Origin of the sequence: Melghirimyces algeriensis (assembly GCF_900182565.1) — a bacterium.
Lineage (GTDB): Bacteria > Bacillota > Bacilli > Thermoactinomycetales > DSM-45169 > Melghirimyces > Melghirimyces algeriensis.
In genome coordinates this window covers 506,004-522,102 of record NZ_FXTI01000001.1, presented here as the reverse complement: position 1 = coordinate 522,102, position 16,099 = coordinate 506,004, and the positions used below count along the sequence as shown (strand labels likewise).

Genomic DNA, 16,099 nt, shown 5'->3' with positions numbered 1-16,099 from the left:
CTATCCCTCCTCTTTTCCTCGCCTAGGATATCCGATCAAACATAAGTCTTCCCCAAAAGAACGGAAAGAGACATCCTGAAGCGCCCATGCATCCCCCATCCTTTGCGGTCCATCACCTTCAACGGCTGTGGGACTCTCTTTTCCTCCCAGAATTTTGGGGGCAATAAAAAAGATCACTTTATTTACCCAACCTTCCCGAAGCAGGGAGGCATTTAACTCTCCACCGCTTTCCGCCAAAACAGAAATAACCCCTTCATTCCCCAGACGTTTAAAAACCTCAGCCAAATGAACCCTTGGCCCATTTCCTGTCCGAATCACCCGCACTCCCTTTTGCAGCAAGATTCTTTCTTTCTCCTGATCTGCATGATTGGTACAAAATATCCAAGTCGGAGCTGTTTCTACATCTGTCACTGGAGTCTCGATCGGCAGGCGCAGATAACTGTCCAATATGACACGAAGCGGGTTTTTTCCACCTCCAGGAACGCGAGCAGTTAAACGGGGGTGATCGTTAAGAACCGTTTTGGAACCGACGAGAATTGCATCATACTGATGACGAAGCCGATGGACCTCCTCCCGTGCTGCTTTCCCCGTCACCCAGCGACTGTCTCCTGTTGGGGTTGCAATCTTCCCATCCAAAGTGATCGCTGCCTTTAAACATACAAAAGGGGTCCCTGTCCTGCGATGGTGAAAATACGCTTCATTCAATCGATCACATGGTTCAGCTAAAACTCCCAGTTCCACTTCGATTCCTGCATTTTGCAGACGACGAATCCCTTCACCGGAAACACGGGGGTCCGGATCTTTACTCCCGATCACAACCCTTTTTACACCGGATTGAATAATCCTTTCGGTGCAGGGAGGGGTGCATCCCATATGATTGCAAGGCTCCAAGGTGACATAGAGCGTGCTCCCTTTGGCCATGTCTCCAGCCATCTGAAGAGCATGCACTTCTGCATGGGGAGTACCCGCCTTCAGGTGCGCACCTGAACCAATTAACTCCCCCTTTTTTACTGCAACCGCTCCAACCATCGGATTGGGAGATGTCTGTCCCTTGGCCGATCCCGCAAGTTGCAACGCTAACTCCATCCAATGTTTATCGTAGGCTTGATCCTTCTCTTTCACATCATCCCCCCCTTTTCATACGGCATCAAAAAAAGCCCTGTCTAGACCTTCAGGGCTTTTACTGTGGGAGATATACAAAACATGCGCAACGTATCTCTGATCCATCACAGTCCGTAACAGCAGAAGGAACGTTCATTCTTCTCCGTCCCTTCCCCTTCCACCTGGGTGGTCGGGTCAATAGCCAAACGGTAAACAGCGATACGGCACGACTTATAAAGGGTACTGCCAAAAAACGTACCCGTCTATGTGCGACGATTTTAGGACAAATCCAAGAAAACGATATGGACACACGTCTCCCTGGGAAGCTCTGTCCGCAAATATGTCCAATCGGAACCAAACCCTCCTTCATTCATAGAGAGGGTTTCCCGATTACTACGCACGAGTATGAAACATTCATCCTTCTCCCATCCAGACTTTCACTGTCGGCCCCGGAGTTTCACCGGATCCACCGCTTGCGCGGGTCACGGACTGAGGAGTACTCTCCATCACCGCCGGTCGGGAATTTCACCCAGCCCCGAAGGATTGTGCAGTTTCTATATGCTTTTTTGAAAATACCCTCACCACAGTGAGGGACATGATCCAATCCTTACCCTTATCTTAACACAAAAAATAAATCGATGTTCATACTTTTTATATGATTATTGGGATAGCTGCGGTTTTGCTTTCATATCTGTCCTTTTTTTCCATGGAGGACCTACCTGCATACAGAGATAACAGAGAGCTGAAAAATAGGCAGATACCAGCGCAGCATGAATCAACGCAATCATCAATTCCAGTTTGGTTAGTACAATCGCTCCTCCTGTCACCACTTGAAGGAGAATGAGGACAACGGACCACCAAGCACCGCGAATCAAATCCTTTCGATTTGGATGATGCTTCTTTATAGCCCATAAAAGCCATATGGTGAAGAAAAGGAGAAGGCCCGCAAATAGACGGTGAGTAAGTTGGATTCCAACTTGGCTGGTCATATCGGGAATCCACTGACCACCACAAAGTGGCCAATCGGTACATCCCAGACTGGAACCCGTGTGGCGGACATAAGCCCCAGTATAAACCACGATATAGGTATATACAGCCAGTCCCCAAATCGCCGCTTTCATTTTAGGAGTGACAGCCGTATCCCCTTGATTTGGCCGCCCTCTCTGTTTTTCATCCATCTGCAATAACAAGATCAATAGAAGAACCACACTGGAAAAAGAAAGCAGCGAAAAACCGAAATGCAGGGCTAAAACAGCATCTGACTGTCCCCACACAACGGCTGCCGCTCCAATCAATCCTTGCAGGACCACAAAAAAACTACTGCTGAAAGCAAACAACTTCATCTTCCCATTATCTGGATAATCCCGCCAGGACCACACCGACAGGATCAAAACGATCAAGCCTACCAAGCCGGCTACAATTCTGTGACTATATTCAATCCACAACTCCAGGGTATGATAACTGGGAAACACTTCCCCATGACAGAAGGGCCATGTATTACCACACCCCGCCTGAGAACCGGTTTTTGTCACCAAAGCTCCCATGAGGAGAATCAGAAACGTCCCGATAACCCCCAGCACAGCAAGCCCTTTATGAAAACGATTCATTTCTGTAGCATCCCCCTCTCTGTGTACGGGTTTCCTTGTTCATTCTACCACAGATCGAAAAAATCCAACCCTAACTGCTTGATCAGGCACAAATTCTTCATAAAAAAACCCTTCCACCAAAGGGAAGGGGTAAGCAAATTATTGAATATAGGACCACGGGTTGGTATAATTTCCAGGCCGTCCCTTATGTACTTCAAAGTGAAGGTGTGATCCGGTGGACCGACCATTATTTCCAACATAAGCGATCAATTGTCCTTTTTTGACCACCTGGCCGACAGACACCTTGGACTGCCAAGACCACATATGCGCGTATAAGGAAAAGACACCGCCTCCGTGATCAATCATAATGTAGTAACCATACCCGCACGAACAGCTCTGCGCCCGAATGACCCGGCCATTGGCAGCAGCGCGAATGGGCGTGCTGGTGGTGCCATCAAAATCAACCCCAGTGTGAAATTCTCCCCCACGAGGACCATAACCGGACGTAACCGGACCGTTCACTGGTCTTTGAAGCGGGCCTTGATAGGGAAAATTCCCTGCTTTTAAGTGTTCCAGGTTTAACTGGGACAATGTTTGACGGTAATCTTGTTCCTTCTCTTCCAACTGATGCAGGGTAGAGCGGTTCTCCTTCAATAAGTCGACCATTTTTTTGTACTCTTTTTCAGCCTCTTCGGTCTTCTCTTCTACCTCTTTTCTCGACTTCTCAACCTCTTTCTTTGCTTTTTCCGCTTTGCTCTTGGCTTGATAATACTTTTCAACAACCTTATAATCCTTCTTGATAATGAGACGCATCATTTCAAATCGAGCCAAAAATTCATCAAAAGATTCCGCAGCTAAAAGGGATGCCATTTGGTTGGTCCCACCGTTTAAATACATGGAACGAACACTGGTTTTATACCGATCAGCCTGCTGATCCAAGGTTTCTTCGGCTTTTTTCAGCTTCTTTTCAGCCTTTTCCTCCTCTTTTTTCTCTTTCTCCAAATCCTTTTCCAACTTGCGAAGATCTTCTTTGAGAGAATCCACCTTTTTTTTCAGCTTTTCAATCTCGTTTTTGGTCTTTTTCTGATCCTCTTCCACATCTTTCAGATTATTTTTCACCTCATCCTCTTTATTGGCCTCAACGAGAATCGGCGGCCAAACAGAGATCACCAATCCAAAAGATACCGCTACAGTAATCAGCGTTCGCTTCCATCCACCATCTCCCGCTATTTTCAAAATTATTCACCCTTTCCGGTCAGGGAATAGGCAACGTCCAAAACTGCAAAAATTGCCTCTATCACAACGCTTATCCCTTTATGTAAAGAGATTAAGCCTCATTGGTAGTATACAGAAAACAAATCCTCTTCTTCAATAATGTAAACATCCGATCTCTTTAAACCATCGATTAGAAGTGCACTACTCCATAAGACCTAATTTATTAGTAAAATCAACCAATCTTTCATGTAGCATCCCTGGCAGAACCTCCACAATGGTGGTCCTTCGGTGCTGTTTTTCCGGATTAACTCACCGATCAAGCAAAGCCTCTAACAGAACGGAGGATAATCGGTTCAGCATTGACCGTTCGGTGTCAGTAAACGATTCGGAATCCGGTCATTTTTAATCAGGTCTTCCATACTTTCACGGCGGACTACCACATCTGAATATCCATCACGCACAAAAACAACCGCAGGTCGACGCAAACGATTGTAATTGTTTGCCATGGAATAGTTATAGGCTCCTGTGCAGGTTACAGCCAACAAATCACCGCTTTTCACATGAGGAAGGTCAATATCCCAGATTAACATATCCCCGGACTCACACAATTTACCCGCTACGGAAACCGTCTCTTCCGGCTGTTCCGAGGTCCGGTTGGCTAATATAGCCTCATAAGATGCACGGTACAGAGCTGGACGAGGATTATCATTCATTCCGCCATCCACAGAGATATACTTCCTTACGCCTGGGATTTGTTTAATGGTCCCCACACGATATAACGTAGTTCCGGCTTCTCCCACGATACTGCGCCCCGGTTCCACAACAACCTGGGGAATGTCCTTCTCGGAAAAACCGGACCGGATCTCTTCCGCAATGGCAAAAATATATTGATCCACAGACATGGGACGATCCTCTTCATTGTATCGAATTCCAAACCCTCCTCCCAGATTGAGAATCCGGGTCTGAAAACCGAATAAATTCCGGCATTCCTCAGAAAGAGTGACAAGCTTCTGTACAGCTAGACGAAAACCGTCTGTCTCAAAAATCTGGGAACCGATATGACAATGAAACCCGTCCACTTTCAAACCTTTATATTGCAAGCAGCGCTCCACTGCTTTATGAACTTGCCCACTCGCCAGATTAAAACCAAACTTGGAATCCTCCTGACCAGTCTGAATATACGTATGAGTATGAGCTTCCACTCCAGGAGTCGTACGGAGCAATACACGCGCGGTTAGCCCCTTTTTGTATGCAAGGGAACTCAGCATGGACAACTCATTAAAATTATCCACCACAAACCAGCCAATTCCAGCATCCAAACCCATTTCCAACTCTTCACGTGTCTTGTTATTTCCATGAAAATAAATTCTTTCTGCAGGAAAGCCCGCTTTTAACGCAGTAAACAACTCCCCATCCGAAACAACATCCAGATGCAACCCTTCTTCCGCCACCAAACGACACATGGCCAATGTACTAAAGGCTTTACTGGCATATGCCACCTGGAAAGCTAAACCGGTTTTTTGGAACGCTTGCATATATTCACGCATCCGTTGGCGAATCATCCATTCATCCATTATATATAGGGGGGTTCCAAACTGTTCCGCAAGCTCAACCGTATCACATCCCCCGATTTCCAAGTGTCCCTGATCGTTAAACTGACTGGTTCCTCTTAGCCGCATACTGGGCACCCCTCTCAACGTTTCTTCAAAACAGAAAAAGCAACGGACGAAGACGTCTGTTGCTTTTCATTCAGAACAGTCCTCCTCATGTAGCACTCCGCGACAGAGCCGCGACAGTCGACTCCTTATTCAGCAAATCGACCAGCAAGAGGGGTTTCGGCACCCCCTCCTACTTCGGCGAAACGCCCTTTCCCAACCTTTCTTCGATGCCGATTCTCCAGGAAGGTATTCATGCGGACCGCACCTCTACTCACAGGAAAACAATGGAACATTCCCTACAGAGCACATATAAGTTTAAATCAGACTACCACATTCCTCAACTCTCTGCCAAGGGAAGAGGTTTCCAAACTTAGTATCCAGCGTTATCCAGGATGAGTTGTACCGCTTTTTTGGTCACAGGGGCTCCCCAGAGCGGATCATCATAGTGATCCATCTTTCCTATATCCCCTATTCCCACCACCAACGGAAGTTGATAAGCGTTAAGAACATCCACTGTGTCTCCGAATATCCGCAGAGGGGCACCATCAACTTCCATCCCGTTTTTGTCCACTTGATGTTCAACCATATTTCCATTTCGATCAAGGGCAATATGAACTGGAGTTCCAGCTACATTCGGGCTGTTGGAAGCGACTGCTACAACGCCCAATACTTCCACATTTCTGTGGTTTATGACGTATTCCAAAGCCTGTTCGCCTCTCCCCTTTCGTATCGATCCACAGTCATCAAACATAACAAGCACCGGATCGTTTGGCGCTTGCTGAATCAGTTTTACCAGCTCTTCCCCGTTTATGGGAGTCGGATTTCCGGCGGAAGCGGATATACACCGGCCACCTATGTACCGTGCCACCTCTTCCACTGTTTCTTTGGCCAACCGATCTCCGTCCGTAATTAAGATCACTTTTCGTTTCCTCACCGGATTCAACCCTTAGGACGAAATACCAGAGCTGTCAGAAATCCAAATATAATCGCTGCAGATATACCTGCACTGGTCACCTCAAATATTCCAGAAAGAACCCCGATTAACCCACTTGACTTTGCTTCGGACAAAGCCCCATGAACCAATGAATTTCCAAAACTGGTAATCGGGACTGTAGCGCCGGCTCCGGCAAATTTAATCAAAGGCTCATATAGCCCCAGTCCATCAAATACAGCTCCACCCACCACCAAGGTACTCAAAACATGCGCTGGTGTCATCGCTGTTAGATCCATCAGCAATTGACCGATTACACAGATTAAACCTCCCACCAGAAATGCAGACCAAACAGAACCCATATTTCCTCACTCCTTATGATTCATCGTTAATCCGTAATAAAGATAAGCCATTGAAACAAAGAACCAACCACTTTTCCCATCACCATAGCCATTAACAGCCAAAGAATTCGGGACTCCATACGAATTCGTTTCGCAAGAATCGGCAGAACATTAATCACCTCAGTTAAAGCAGCAGCTAACAATCCCGTAAAAATACCGGAAAGAAACCCCACAATGGCTGTGGATACAGGGGAGAAAAAAGCAACCCATTCCCCAAAGTCAGCCCATGTATACAACAGAGCCCCCAGAACAAAAGCCCATTCATACCAGTGGATCTGTCGACGGGTTTGAGTCAGAACCGTTAATCGCGGTACAATATCCAATACGGTCAGAAAAGCCACCAGACCACTGCCGACTGCGATTCCCCCTGCCAATCCAATCATGACCAAAAGCAGGCTATCCAGAAGGGCCACCTGAATCTCTCCGTTTCTGTGACTTTTCATGATCAATCACATATTGATCAATGTTTTCCTGATATAAAAATACTTCCAGTTCAAGAGGAGTCGGTTCATCATTAAATTTTTTGCGAAAAACATGGTTAAAAAAAAGAACCATACCTAGACCAATCCCAAAAGAATAGGGGATTTGCAAAATCAGCGGCTTTGACTTTTTTACACCCGTCATCAGATAAAATATCCGTTCATGAACTTCCTTCATACTGACATCCGTATGGAAATTCATAATGGCCAGTCCTGACCCCACAAACAAAATGGACCAAACTCCGGCAACAGCCAGCCAACCAGGAATAGGTGCAGGTGTTTTAAACTCCACTAATGTTTGCGGAGGACCGATTGTACGTATATCGGCAGGACACCCGGCTCTCTGAATCACCTGGAGAACATCCATTAATTCCACAACAGCCAACTTTCCTTCATGTTTCCCAAATCGGTTAATGGGAAGATTTTCTATTTCCTCCTTGTTTTCAGCCAATATATCCGCTACATCCTTTACCCGGAGGTTTTGACCCGGCCGTATCTGTATTCTTTTCCTCATTTGAAGAAATATTTGCTTGGTAGCCATTGATCATCCTCCTTCAACAAGCCCTGCCCTTCCTAGTATGCGATACCATTGCATCAACCATGCAAAAAAGGCTCTCCTGAAGGAGAGCTAAAGGATATCATTTTGTCTTTATTTCTTTTACTCCAACGCAGAACAGAGGAGGAAGACATCAACGGTCGTTTTCATATTCGTCGATGGAGCTTCTCATCCGACGAATTATCTTCTTTTCCAACCGGGAAACCTGAACCTGTGAAATCTGCAAACGCTCAGCAACCTCTGATTGGGTTTGATCTTTAAAAAAACGAAGGTAGACAATCAATTTTTCACGCTCGCTCAATTGGTTAATCGCTTCATTTAAAGCAATTTTATCAAACCAACTCTCTTCCGAACGATCCGCAATCTGATCCATCAAGGTAATCGGGTCCCCATCATTTTCATATACCGTCTCATGAATGGATGTAGGAGCACGATTCGCTTCTTGCGCAAAGATAATTTCTTCCACCGGAACATCCATCTCTTCCGCCAACTCGTATACGGTGGGACTCCGACCCAACATTTTGGTAAGTTCATCTTTGCTTTTGCGAATTCGATTGGACAGTTCTTTCAGGGAACGACTCACTTTCATAACTCCATCATCCCTGAGAAATCGCTGAATTTCTCCAATAATCATTGGAACCGCATAAGTGGAAAATTTAACATCATAGGTTAAATCAAATTTGTCCACTGCCTTTAACAGCCCGATACAACCAATCTGAAAAAGATCCTCCGCCTCGTAACCCCGATTCAGAAAACGTTGTACAACCGACCAAACCAGGCGAATATTATGATTAACCAATCGATCGCGGGAAGCGACGTCCCCTTTTTGACTCTTCTCAATTAGCTCCTTAACTTCCTTATCAGACAAATGTTTGTGTCTGGAATTGCGCACATCGGATTCCATGGGCAACCCTCAGTTTCCTATGGTCTGTCGGTGTGTTTTTAAATCTTTGACCAAGCGAACCTGAGTCCCTTTCCCCTCCGAAGAAAGAATCTCCACTTGATCCATGAAATTTTCCATAATTGTAAACCCCATACCTGATCGTTCCATTTGTGGTTTGGAAGTGTACAGCGGTTGACGGGCTTCCTCAACATTGGAAATACCTATTCCCTCATCTTCCACAACAATGCTTACTTGACTCCCGCGAATCTCTGTCCGAATCGTGATAATCCCATCCGGTCTTTCTTCATAACCATGTATCACCGCATTGGTAACCGCTTCTGAAACGACGGTTTTAATATCCGTCAATTCATCTACGGTCGGATCAAGCTGGGATATAAAAGAAGCCACAGCAACCCGCGCAAAGGATTCATTTTCTGACTGACTGGAAAATTTCAGTTCCATAAAGTTATTATGTACACTCATCATGAAGCCACCCCGCAAACATGAAGCGCTCTTTGCTCATCTTCACAAAACGGCAAAATTTTAAGCATGCCTGACAGCTCAAACAAACGGTAAACAGATGGTTGCACGGAACAAAGAACCATCTTCCCACCCATCTGTGTCACCTGACGGTACCGCCCAAGTATCACTCCCAGACCGGAACTGTCCATGAAGGTGAGATCTGAGAGGTTTAATACCAAATGAGCATAGATCCCTTTGGACAATTCGCGGTCAATCCGTTCCCTTACATCTGTCGCTGTATGATGATCCAATTCACCGGACAGACGAACCAAAAGAACATTATGGTAATGGGAAACATCTACATGTAAACTCATTTCAACTCACCTCTGTTGGACTGAAAAATCCGGTTTGTTTTAAAGTTCTACAACACGAAAGCCTCTTCCTTCTTTTTGGTAAAAGAAGAAGAAAACTGGAAAAGCCGGCATGGGCCTTTCCAGTGTATCGTCTGCAAATTATACGGCTTTTTCCTCCGGCAGAAAGAACATATTCCGGGTTGTCCGCTTAATCAGTAACCATAACCCCGCTTTGGGAATATCCTCATCGGAAATCAAACGCATTTCCGACACTGTCTCTCCGTCTTTAATCACCTTGATTTTCCCGATTTCATCCCCCTTCTTCACCGGAGAAACCAGTCGTTTCCATTCAATCTCAGATTGATAGTCCGCCGTATTTTCACCTCTTGGGACCAAAACACTGAACTGTTGAGGAGAACGTACCGTGATGATCGGTTTCTTCCCTTTATCCACAGGCAACTGACTGATCGGTTGTCCCTGTCGATAGATTACATGATTGGTATACCGATTAAAGGCATAATCTATCATCCTGGTGATCTCACGGTTCCTTGCTTTTGCATCCGGTTCTCCCATAACAACAGCGATCACGCGGAGATTTCCTCGTTTTGCTGTAGCAGATAAACAATATTTGGCTTTAGCCGTAAACCCCGTTTTCAAACCATCCATCCCTTTATAAAACTTAACCAGGCGGTTGGTGTTGACCAACCAAAAGGGATTTTCACTTTCCTTTCTTAAATGATCCTCATAAATACGAGTAAACCTTGTGATTTCAGGGTGTTTCAATAATTCCCTGGACATGATGGCTATATCTCCGGCCGTCGTATAATGGTCATCGGCCGGGAGCCCATTGGGGTTTTGAAATCGGGTATTTTTCATTCCAAGTTTTTCTGCCCGACGATTCATCATTTGAACAAAATCTTCCTCTGTTCCGGCAATATGTTCTGCCAAAGCAACCGAAGCATCATTGGCGCTTCCCACTGCAACGGCTTTCAACATATCCCGCAAATTCATCACTTCTCCCGGCTCCAAGTACACTTGAGAGCCTCCCATCGATGCGGCTCTTTCACTTACTCGTACCTTATCATGATAGGAAATTTTTCCTTGTTCCAAGGCCTCCATAACCAACAGCATGGTCATAATCTTGGTAATACTGGCAGGCGGGAGTTTTTCATTGCTGTTTTTTTCATATAGAACGGTTCCCGTGTCCATATCCATCAGAATCGCCGACTTGGCTTCAGGAGCCAAACCACCTTCTGATGCCCAAGCCGGCTTAGACAGCACAGAAAAAGGCAAACAAAGCATGACAGCCCATATACATACACGCCATCGCATCAAGGCTTCCCTCCTATTCATCATACCCTTATTGTGAACAGGGGGAAGGAAATTATTCCAATTATCAAGTACGGCTTCAAAACAGAAGAAATCCAGTCTGTTTTATATGATCCCCTGGAGTTTACTATAGGAAAGCCATAAAAACAGGATGTATATGGTCAAGGATTCCAATACACATCCAAACTTAAAATGAAGACAGGCAAACAAAAGCGGAAGCTGGAACTTTGACGCCACTTGGTAATCACCTGAAAGCTTTCCCTTTACGGTTTACTTTTTTTGATGTTCCCGAAGAAGAAGAGAGTTTAACTGTTCCAAGAGATTTCCGCCCCCGGAAATGGAAATCGTGCCGATCTTTTCACAGATCCGCTCCATAAATTCCAACTCTTTCAGCCGATATAAGGTCTGGTTTTGATCCATCAGTTTGGCCGTATTTAAAAGACTTCGCGTTGACGCGGTCTCCTCCCGTCGGGTGATAATGTTGGCTTGAGCCTTCTTTTCCGCAATGAGAACCGTATTCAGGATTTCCTTGACATCACCGGGCAGTATAATGTCTTTCACCCCTGCATCCATAAAGCGAACGCCAAAGTCATCTTCCTTCTCTTTCAATCGTTGAAGCACAAGGGAACCGACCTTCTGTTTCTGTTTTAACAGATCATCCAGTCGAAAGGCTCCAATGTGCTCTCTCAATACCAATTGCAGATAAATATACACCTGTTGGTCAAATGATCGCACTTCCAATACCCTTCGTGGGTTAACCACCTGATACTGACAGACAAAGTTGAGCCGAAGGGTAACTTTATCGGCGGTCATCATTTCCTGTCCCGTCATATCCAATTGTTGTTGTCGCATATCAACCATCTGAACATCGACGGTTACAGGACCCTTCCAGAAATAGTAATTCCCTGGCTTCAATTCTTCCTGGAATTGATGGTTGTAATAAAGAATTCCCCGTTCATGTGTTCCTACATGAACCTCTTTCAAAAAATTCCTCAATTCAGGATCGGAAAAGATGGAACAGTCAATTTCCTCTGAAACCGCCGGTTTTCTTTTATCCACAACAGTAAATGTATGCTTCTTGTATATATTCCAAAAAGCGTATGTACCTGATGTATAGACCTCGGTAAACTTCCCATCCTCAAAATGAAGAGCGAGCTCATGGTCTTTTACATCAAGGATGGTCAGTTCTTTGAGCAACTCCTCATCATGTAGAAACATATGGAGTGGATAATCGGGGTGGAAAAACGGCTGGTGAACATCCATCACAATGACCTGATAACTGCTGAAAGGACTGTTTTTGATCAAAGGAGAAAAGTGTTTTCCCGGTTTCAAATGCTTCACATAGTTTCCCCGTTTAAACAGCAAGCCGCGCTGGTCATTTCGAATATGTATCATATCATTTCCTCATTCCTAACGTAAAATCAATGAAGCTTTTTGTGGAACCCTCCCAAAGAACCGGCGGAGCTTGGCTTAAGGAACGGTCTTTCCAAGCCTTCTGTACCCGAAGATGAAACAAAAAAGAAAAAAACCCTCTCCTCTATTGATTCAAACTTCTGTCAGTTCAGACGATCAAGTAATCAACCACCCCGGTATCCACCAACCTTCGAGGCCGAACCTTCAGTGTAAATCGATGGAATACTTTCCACCGCAGATTTACTGAGGATTCCACTAAAAAAGCCCAAAAAACAAAGGAGCTGCCAAGCATTGTCCACTAGACAATTGAGGAATCGAACCTCAGTATCACGTGTGCTCTACCAACTGAGCTAATCGCCGGCTGGCGATGGAGGAGTCGAACCTCCGACATCACGGTTTATAAGACACCAGCTTGCCATGGTGTCACTTGTTTCCAGTATACTTAAATCCAACTAGGACCAAGCACTGCGGAATTATTCAGAAATTCCTGCGTAGGAAACAAACTTTATTATTTTAAAACAGATAAATAATTCTGTCAACAAATGATAAAAACCGGACCCTAAGCGAATGTCTCGGTGCAAAGCCATATATTCATAGTGAATGCAATACATAATCAATGTCAGGGTAAAACTTTAGATTACAACCTTCTAACCATGTCGTTCTTCCATACGAGATGTTGCGTTGCTATGATGAGATCAAAGGAGGGATTTTGTGATGAATATCAGTGTCTTAGGAACCGGACGGATGGGACAAGGATTGGTAAATGTGCTTGCACCACACTATAGCGGATTAGTCTGGGCTTCCCGTACACCGGAAAAAGCCGAAGGGATATGTCGCAAGCGAGGATGGACCGGGGTAATGACGTCTTCATACCGGGAAGCATTAAATGCCGATATCATTTTTCACTCTTTTTGGTTTCGGGATCTGATTCCTTGGGCGCAAAAAAATGAAAAGAGGTTAGCCGGAAGAATCCTTGTCGATATCGCCAATCCATTCACAGAAGATTTCAGTGATTTCACGCTGGATTGGGGGCAGTCAGCCGCCGAAGAGTTGCAAAAAATGCTTCCTCATACAGCTGTTGTCGGCGCGTTTAAAAACACATTCTTCCAAGTGTTGGAGCAACCACTACATCAGGGGGAAAAAAGCGATATATTCGTAACAGGAGACGACGGGGAGGCTCGCCGGACCGTATTAAATTTACTGAAACCCTTGCCCTTTAGAGCATGGGATAGTGGAAATTTAGAAAACAATCGAACCATCGAGCGTATGACGTTATTTGAACGCGAGCTTGCCATTCGGTACGGCAATTATCCATATGTCTCATATCGTCTGTTCGGAATGGATGAGTACGTTATTTAAGATATCGAAGCAAATGCTTTCCTTCCAAGGAGGAACGGGTAGCAAGAATGATGACACGTTCTGCATCGAAATCGATGAGCGGTATCACCTTAAGCCGTGGATCTGTTACCTGTTCAGCAGTGGAGGACAGTGGCATGATGGTGATACCAGCTCCGGCTGCTACGTAAGCAAGAATAGACTCTCCAAAATCGATCTCTTTTCCGATCTGGGGTACCAGTCCCGACCTTTCAAACTGTCGAACGATCGTTTTTCGAATCACGCAAGCATTCGGGTGTACCACTAAGGGTTCCTGAACCATTTCCTTTTTGCTCAATTCACTTTGGCAGGACAAAGGGTGATCAGTGGGCAAAATCGCGTAATATACCTCCCGAAACAACTCTGTCGTCCATACCGATTTATGAAGCGGTGTTTTCTCTATCAATACAGCGTGAAGTATATCGTTTTGCAGTAACTCCACCAATTCTTTTGTCGTATGACGCACCACCACTTTCATCCGGAACCCATTCGCCTGCAGGCGCAATACCTTCGCTGGTAAATGAAACATCGCAATACTTGGAAGGGTTCCTAAAGTAATCGGCTTGGGGTCTGTAGCTGCATATTTTTGCAAATCAGTGCGAAGCATTTCATGCTCTGCTATTAAAACCTCCAACCTCTGAAACAAACAATTGCCCGCCTCTGTCAGTTGTACGCCGGTTGAAGAGCGTCGGAACAATGTAACCCCATAATACTGCTCCAAAGCGCGTATTTGTTTACTCAAGGCGGGGTGAGTCATCTGCAGTTTTGCACTGGCTTTCAATATACTTTTTTGTCGTGCGGTTTCCATAAAATGATACCAGTATTCTATGTTCATGCTTTCACACTCCCCATTGATCACACTGATTGCTGTCAAGCATATGGTGAACGAGATTATTTTACTCCAACCTACTGTGATTCGTCTAACCCCTTGCCGATCGGCGATAGAGAAGTAGAACCTGAAAACCACGATCTCATCGCTATATTGAGAAATAAAAAAACTGGGCCCACGATGCCCAGTTTTTTAAGCTCTCCTATATCCTTTCCACACCGTTTTCCGTTACCAAAGCCCGGATTAAACGGGGTGCGTCCACAGATTCCTTAGAAATTCTAACTGCTTGGAGAAAGCGTTTCTCAACCTGTTTCGCCTTTTCAAGGTCGTTTACATAAAGATTGGCCAATGCTTCTCCCTGACGGACGGTATCACCGATTTTTTTACGCAAAACGACGCCCACGCCATGGTCAATCACTGCATCCTTTGTCTTTCTCCCGGCTCCCAATTCCATTGCACAAAGACCGATCTCTTCCGCAATCAATCCGGTAATAACACCATCATCCGGTGCTTTCACCTCTTGTACATATTTTGCAACGGGAAGCAACTCAGGATGATCCACTGCACGGGGATCACCACCTTGCGCCTTTACAAATTGCCGGAACCGGTCTAACGCAGACCCATCAGAGATGGCTCTTTGCAATGTTTCTTTGGCCTGATCCATGCTTTCCGCTTTTCCGGCCAACACTACCATTTGCGCTCCCAACACCAGACAGAGTTCTGTCAGATCTCGTGGACCCTTTCCTTGCAGGGTTTCAATCGCTTCCTTTATCTCCAATGCATTGCCAACCGCCATTCCCAACGGTTGTTCCATATCACTGATGACAGCAACTGTTTGTCGACCCACCCTATTGCCAATGGCAACCATCGCCTGAGCAAGTTGAATCGCTTGCGCTTCTTCTTTCATAAACGCTCCATTTCCAGTCTTGACATCCAAAACAATGGCATCGGCTCCGGACGCAATTTTTTTGCTCATAATCGAACTGGAAATTAACGGGATGGAATCCACTGTTGCTGTCACGTCCCGCAATGCATACAACTGTTTGTCAGCAGGTGTCAAATCTGCGGTTTGCCCCATGACAGCCAAGCCAATCCCATTCACTTGTTGAACGAAGGATTCAGGGCTTAGTGAGGTAGAAAACCCCTGAAATGATTCCAACTTATCAATCGTACCACCGGTATGCCCCAATCCCCGACCGGACATTTTGGCAACCGGAACCCCTGCTGCAGCCACCAAGGGAGCCAAAACCAACGTGGTTGTATCCCCCACTCCTCCGGTGCTGTGCTTATCCACTTTCACACCGTTTATTCGGGAGAGATCCACACGTTCACCCGACTGAACCATCTCCATGGTCAGATCTGCTGTTTCACGGGAGTCCATTCCGCGGAAATAGATCGCCATTGCCAAAGCGGACATTTGGTAATCCGGAATCTCTCCCTTGGCATATCCCTGAATCAGATATTGTATCTCTTCTGAAGACAGCACTTCTCCATTCCGTTTTTTCCGAATGATTTCCACTGTGTTCATT

The 16,099-nt window shown here is 45.5% G+C and carries 16 protein-coding genes, 1 tRNA gene and 2 riboswitches; of the genes, 1 reads left to right on the top strand and 16 read right to left on the bottom strand.

Features of this window, described 5'->3' with window-relative positions; genetic code table 11:
- The 14 genes from ribD to FN782_RS02380 form a co-directional block, all read right to left on the bottom strand.
- The gene (ribD, locus tag FN782_RS02445; RefSeq protein WP_246064814.1) at positions 1–1,122 is read right to left on the bottom strand and encodes a bifunctional diaminohydroxyphosphoribosylaminopyrimidine deaminase/5-amino-6-(5-phosphoribosylamino)uracil reductase RibD; all 1,122 of its coding nucleotides are present in this window, start codon (positions 1,120–1,122) and stop codon (positions 1–3) included.
- Between the two features lie 392 nt (positions 1,123–1,514).
- A riboswitch (FMN riboswitch) is annotated at positions 1,515–1,648 on the bottom strand.
- A gap of 112 nt (positions 1,649–1,760) precedes the next feature.
- Positions 1,761–2,708 carry a COX15/CtaA family protein gene (locus FN782_RS02440; RefSeq protein ID WP_142504168.1) on the bottom strand — a complete coding sequence of 316 codons (948 nt, stop codon included), beginning with the start codon at positions 2,706–2,708 and terminating at the stop codon, positions 1,761–1,763.
- Between the two features lie 138 nt (positions 2,709–2,846).
- Positions 2,847–3,923 (bottom strand): murein hydrolase activator EnvC family protein, encoded by a 1,077-nt coding sequence (locus FN782_RS02435; RefSeq protein WP_142504167.1) that lies wholly within the window; start codon positions 3,921–3,923, stop codon positions 2,847–2,849.
- A gap of 332 nt (positions 3,924–4,255) precedes the next feature.
- Positions 4,256–5,581 (bottom strand): diaminopimelate decarboxylase, encoded by a 1,326-nt coding sequence (lysA, locus tag FN782_RS02430; RefSeq protein ID WP_142504166.1) that lies wholly within the window; start codon positions 5,579–5,581, stop codon positions 4,256–4,258.
- An 82-nt stretch (positions 5,582–5,663) separates the two neighbouring features.
- Positions 5,664–5,838, bottom strand: a riboswitch (Lysine riboswitch).
- A 92-nt stretch (positions 5,839–5,930) separates the two neighbouring features.
- Positions 5,931–6,494 (bottom strand): stage V sporulation protein SpoVABEA, encoded by a 564-nt coding sequence (gene spoVAEA, locus FN782_RS02425; RefSeq protein WP_185955986.1) that lies wholly within the window; start codon positions 6,492–6,494, stop codon positions 5,931–5,933.
- 5 nt (positions 6,495–6,499) lie between these two features.
- The gene (gene spoVAE / locus FN782_RS02420) at positions 6,500–6,853 is read right to left on the bottom strand and encodes a stage V sporulation protein AE (protein ID WP_142504164.1); all 354 of its coding nucleotides are present in this window, start codon (positions 6,851–6,853) and stop codon (positions 6,500–6,502) included.
- Positions 6,854–6,879: 26 nt separating this feature from the next.
- The gene (locus tag FN782_RS02415) at positions 6,880–7,305 is read right to left on the bottom strand and encodes a stage V sporulation protein AB (protein WP_281285901.1); all 426 of its coding nucleotides are present in this window, start codon (positions 7,303–7,305) and stop codon (positions 6,880–6,882) included.
- Positions 7,289–7,912 (bottom strand): stage V sporulation protein AA, encoded by a 624-nt coding sequence (locus tag FN782_RS02410; RefSeq protein WP_142504162.1) that lies wholly within the window; start codon positions 7,910–7,912, stop codon positions 7,289–7,291. Before FN782_RS02410 ends, FN782_RS02415 begins: the two co-directional genes overlap by 17 nt.
- Before the next feature lie 148 nt (positions 7,913–8,060).
- On the bottom strand, positions 8,061–8,831 hold the full coding sequence (sigF, locus tag FN782_RS02405) for an RNA polymerase sporulation sigma factor SigF (protein WP_142504161.1): 771 nt from the start codon (positions 8,829–8,831) through the stop codon (positions 8,061–8,063).
- A 9-nt stretch (positions 8,832–8,840) separates the two neighbouring features.
- Positions 8,841–9,293 (bottom strand): anti-sigma F factor, encoded by a 453-nt coding sequence (spoIIAB, locus tag FN782_RS02400; protein ID WP_142504160.1) that lies wholly within the window; start codon positions 9,291–9,293, stop codon positions 8,841–8,843.
- Positions 9,293–9,646, bottom strand: a complete 354-nt coding sequence (gene spoIIAA, locus FN782_RS02395; protein ID WP_142504159.1) for an anti-sigma F factor antagonist — start codon at positions 9,644–9,646, stop codon at positions 9,293–9,295. Before spoIIAA ends, spoIIAB begins: the two co-directional genes overlap by 1 nt.
- A 138-nt stretch (positions 9,647–9,784) precedes the next feature.
- Positions 9,785–10,957 (bottom strand): D-alanyl-D-alanine carboxypeptidase family protein, encoded by a 1,173-nt coding sequence (locus FN782_RS02390; RefSeq protein ID WP_246064813.1) that lies wholly within the window; start codon positions 10,955–10,957, stop codon positions 9,785–9,787.
- A gap of 267 nt (positions 10,958–11,224) precedes the next feature.
- A complete protein-coding gene (locus FN782_RS02385) occupies positions 11,225–12,349 on the bottom strand; it encodes a slipin family protein (RefSeq protein ID WP_142504157.1) in 1,125 nt (374 codons plus the stop codon).
- Between the two features lie 317 nt (positions 12,350–12,666).
- A tRNA-OTHER gene (locus tag FN782_RS02380) sits at positions 12,667–12,727 on the bottom strand.
- A gap of 354 nt (positions 12,728–13,081) precedes the next feature.
- On the opposite strand from FN782_RS02380, the gene FN782_RS02375 reads away from it, so the two are divergent.
- Complete coding sequence (locus FN782_RS02375; RefSeq protein ID WP_142504156.1) at positions 13,082–13,726, top strand: NADPH-dependent F420 reductase; 645 nt, start codon at positions 13,082–13,084, stop codon at positions 13,724–13,726.
- Here FN782_RS02375 and FN782_RS02370 read toward each other — a convergent pair.
- Both FN782_RS02370 and FN782_RS02365 read right to left on the bottom strand, forming a co-directional pair.
- A complete protein-coding gene (locus tag FN782_RS02370; protein ID WP_142504155.1) occupies positions 13,719–14,576 on the bottom strand; it encodes a LysR family transcriptional regulator in 858 nt (285 codons plus the stop codon). The two genes, FN782_RS02375 and FN782_RS02370, sit on opposite strands and share 8 nt — an antisense overlap.
- Before the next feature lie 196 nt (positions 14,577–14,772).
- A complete protein-coding gene (locus tag FN782_RS02365) occupies positions 14,773–16,098 on the bottom strand; it encodes a pyrimidine-nucleoside phosphorylase (RefSeq protein WP_142504154.1) in 1,326 nt (441 codons plus the stop codon).
- Position 16,099: the final 1 nt, after the last annotated feature.